The organism is Treponema sp. UBA753 (assembly GCF_002297325.1).
GTDB lineage: Bacteria > Spirochaetota > Spirochaetia > Treponematales > Treponemataceae > Treponema_D.
In genome coordinates, this window is sequence record NZ_DBKJ01000139.1 from 6,575 (window position 1) to 10,345 (window position 3,771).

The 3,771-nt window shown below is 42.1% G+C and carries 3 protein-coding genes; 2 read left to right on the top strand and 1 reads right to left on the bottom strand.

The window, feature by feature from the left end:
- Window positions 1-191 precede the first annotated feature (191 nt).
- Window positions 192-1,547 carry an NADP-specific glutamate dehydrogenase gene (gene gdhA / locus B4C08_RS10975; RefSeq protein WP_296665341.1) on the bottom strand — a complete coding sequence of 452 codons (1,356 nt, stop codon included), beginning with the start codon at window positions 1,545-1,547 and terminating at the stop codon, window positions 192-194.
- Window positions 1,548-1,721: 174 nt separating this feature from the next.
- On the opposite strand from gdhA, the gene B4C08_RS10980 reads away from it, so the two are divergent.
- Both B4C08_RS10980 and B4C08_RS10985 read left to right on the top strand, forming a co-directional pair.
- Window positions 1,722-2,213, top strand: coding sequence for a hypothetical protein (locus tag B4C08_RS10980; protein ID WP_296665343.1), 492 nt, complete (start codon window positions 1,722-1,724; stop codon window positions 2,211-2,213).
- A 67-nt stretch (window positions 2,214-2,280) separates the two neighbouring features.
- Window positions 2,281-3,771: carbon starvation CstA family protein (locus tag B4C08_RS10985; protein ID WP_296665345.1), on the top strand; the 1,491-nt coding region annotated here is incomplete at its 3' end.

Sequence of the window (3,771 nt, forward strand, 5' to 3'; positions counted from 1 at the left end):
TTCGGCTGTTTTTATCTTATCTCCTTACTTTCCTTACTTCAATATAAATGAAGCAAGTCTTGCTGTCAAATTCTAAACAAAAAAAAACTGCCCTTTAAGCTAAATGAATTCAGCCTAAAGAGCAGCCTTTGAATAGCTAGCTAAAAACCAGCAACAGATTCCCGTATCATAGCACAGGAATGACAGTTAAATTAAACCAATCCCTGGGCAACCATTGCGTTTGCAACTTTTACAAATCCTGCAATGTTAGCGCCTGCAACATAGTCGCCTTCTGTAGCGTATTTTTTTGCAGTTTCATAAGCGTTGTCGTGGATGTTTGTCATAATCTGCTTAAGCTTAGAGTCAACTTCTTCAAATGTCCAAGAAAGACGCTCTGAGTTCTGGCTCATTTCAAGTCCGGATACCGCAACACCGCCGGCGTTTGCAGCTTTTCCAGGAGCGAACATAACTTTGTTTTCCTGGAAATACTTTATGGCTTCCGCACGTGTAGGCATATTTGCGCCTTCTGCAACGAGCATACATCCGTTTGCAACAAGTTTCTTTGCATCTTCAAGATAAATTTCATCCTGAGTTGCGCAAGGCAAGGCAAGGTCAGCTTTTACGCCCCAAGGCTTTTCACCTTTGAAGAATTTTGCGTTAGGAAATTTCTTTACATAAGCGTCAACTTTTTCTTTGCGTGCGCGGAATTCTTTTACATAGGCAAGTTTTTCAGCAGTGATTCCGTCTTCATCAAGAATATAGCCAGTTGAATCAGACAAAGTGATTGGCTTTCCACCGAGCTGAAGAAGTTTTTCAGCAGCGTACTGGGCAACGTTTCCGTCTCCAGAAATAATAGCTGTCTTTCCTTTGAAATCCTGGCCTTTTTTTGCAAGCATGCATTCAACAAAGTAAATAAGTCCGTAGCCTGTAGCTTCTGTGCGGGCAAGAGAACCGCCGAATGAAAGTCCTTTTCCTGTAAGAACTCCAGTGTACTGGTTTGTAATTCTCTTGTACTGGCCGAACATATAGGCAACTTCTTTTCCGCCTACACCTTTGTCTCCAGCTGGAACGTCTGTGTCTGCGCCAATATGACGATAAAGCTCTGTAATGAATGACTGGCAGAATCTCATAATTTCAGCATCTGATTTTCCGTGGCCATCAAAGTCTGAACCACCTTTTCCGCCGCCCATTGGAAGAGTTGTAAGGGAATTCTTAAGAACCTGCTCAAATCCGAGGAATTTCAAAACATCAAGTCCTACTTCCGGAGAAAAACGCAAGCCTCCTTTATAAGGTCCAATTGCGCTGTTAAACTGAACACGGAATCCGCGGTTTACGTGAGGTTTTCCTGCATCGTCAGTCCAAGGAACACGGAACATTACAATTCTCTCTGGCTCAACGAAACGCTCAAGAACAGCATACTGCTCAAGCTCAGGCATTTTGTCTACCGCAGGAGAAATTGCTTCAAGAACAAGTCCAGCAGCCTGAAGAAAATGACCCTGATCTGCATAGCGTACAGAAATGTCATCCCAAACACGTTTACAATAAGCATTTTTAATATTGTATTCCATATAAACAACCCCTGTTTCTTGATTTTTTAATTTGTAACCCCAGAAATCAAGAAAAAACTTAAATAATATTAAACTATATTAAGTGTTTTGAAAAGTAAAAAGCAAAAATTTGTTGCAACATTTTACAAGCCGATATATAATAAATACTGAAATTTCTTTAACGAGGCTTCAGAATTGACAAAAGAAAGCTGCCTTGAATCTGTTTTGCTTTCATATAAAAAATACTACGACGTTTCAAAAAATCCATGCGGAACTTTTTGCGCAACTGCGGAATTCCATTCGCACGAAGAACAGTATTTTTTAACAAAGTCGGCAAGAATTGCAGAGGTGGATTCAAATGAATATGTCTACTTTGCGCTTGAAGAAAAACTTTCATTGCAAAAACTCAAGGAACTTTCAATTTCGGCCTGGGCAGACGGCCTTTCAAAAGTAAAGCCTTTTTACGGTCACAAAAATTCAGACATAAGCCTGATTGTCATTGCCAGTTCAGTTGAAAAAGACGCAGCCAAGGAAGCAAAAAAAATCAAGTTGCACAAGTCGTACAAGCTTTCATTTTTTGGCTGGAGCAGCTTCAGTCTGATTGTTTACGATCTTTCAGAAAGAAAAACTTGGTTCAACTGGCACGGAAGAAATTTGCGCAGTATTTTTTCTAAAATGCCGCTGTAACTTTTAAGCAAATTTTGAGTGGGCTTCAAAACTCATTCACATTTATATTTTTTTGGAGGCACAAGAGATGGCTGCTTTACTGATTATTTTAGCGGCGCTTGTTCTGCTTTTCTGCGGATACGTTTTTTACGGTTCGTGGCTTGCAAAACAATGGGGAATTGATCCGGCGAAAAAAACACCGGCGCAGGAAACACCAGACGGAGTTGACTACGTGGCTGCAAAACCGGCAGTTCTTATGGGACACCACTACTCTTCTATCGCAGGAGCAGGTCCAATCAACGGACCTATACAGGCGGCGGTTTTCGGATGGGTTCCAGTATTTTTGTGGTGCATAATCGGAGGCATTTTTTTCGGCGGAGTCCAGGACTTTGGCTCTCTTTTCGCATCTATAAGGCACAAGGGAAAGTCCGTAGGCGAAATCATCAACGACACGATGGGAGCAAAGGCAAAAAAACTCTTTATTATTTTTGCGCTTCTTGTTCTTATTCTTGTAATCGCTTCGTTTGTAAACGTTGTAGCAGGAACATTCTTTACTGTGGCAGGAAGCCCTGTAATGTTCGGCTTTGTTTCAAATCCGACAAACAACCAGACAACCGCAATGATTTCAATTTTATTCATTGTGCTTGCCGTTATCTACGGAATCATTACAAACAAATGCGGACTAAAAACACTTCCGGCTACAATCCTTGGAATAATTGGAATTGTGATTGTTACAATAATCGGGCTTAATGTTGGATTCGCAATGAGCCGCAACGCCTGGATTGTTTTTGTCGGAGTTTACATAGCTGTAGCTTCTCTTGTTCCAGTGTGGATTATGCTTCAGCCGCGCGACTACCTTTCAAGTTTTTTGCTTTACGCCATGATGCTTGTTGCCCTTGCAGGAATTTTATTCAACGCATTTAAAGGAAGCTCTGCAATCGCATTTTCAATTCCAGCGTTCACAGGATGGAAGACACAGGCCGGATTCCTTTTCCCAACGCTTTTTATAACAGTAGCTTGCGGTGCCTGCTCTGGATTCCACTCACTGATTGCAACAGGAACAACTTCAAAGCAACTTGACAACGAAAAAAACGCAAAGCCAATCGGATACGGCTCAATGCTTATTGAATCCGCGCTTGGAATAATCGCCCTTATTTCTGTAGGAGTTATCTGGAGCCAATGGAAGCAAGGAAAATTCGGTTCACCTTCTGCGGCGTTCGGTGCTGGAATTGCAACACTTTTTGGCAAAGAAGGAAGCGGAATTTACAACACAATAAACGCTCTTCTTACACTTGCAGTTTCTGTATTCGCCCTTACTTCGCTCGACACAGGAACAAGATTGAGCCGATTTATGTTCAGCGAGCTTTTCCTTAAAGACGGAGAATTTTCTTGGAAAGACGCAAAGGGAATCCGCAAAGTTCTTGCAAATCCGTTCTTTGGAACAATCTCAATGGTTGTAATCGGAAGCGTTCTTGGCGGACTTAAGCTCAGCCAGATCTGGGGACTTTTTGGAGCGGCAAACCAGCTTTTAGCAGGACTTGCGCTTATGGCGGTTGCGGCTTGGCTCGGTCAGGCAGGA

Bases quoted from the DNA above. Each gene is read 5' to 3' on its own strand.
- gdhA (WP_296665341.1), bottom strand. From the start codon at position 1,547: ATGGAATACAATATTAAAAATGCTTATTGTAAACGTGTTTGGGATGAC.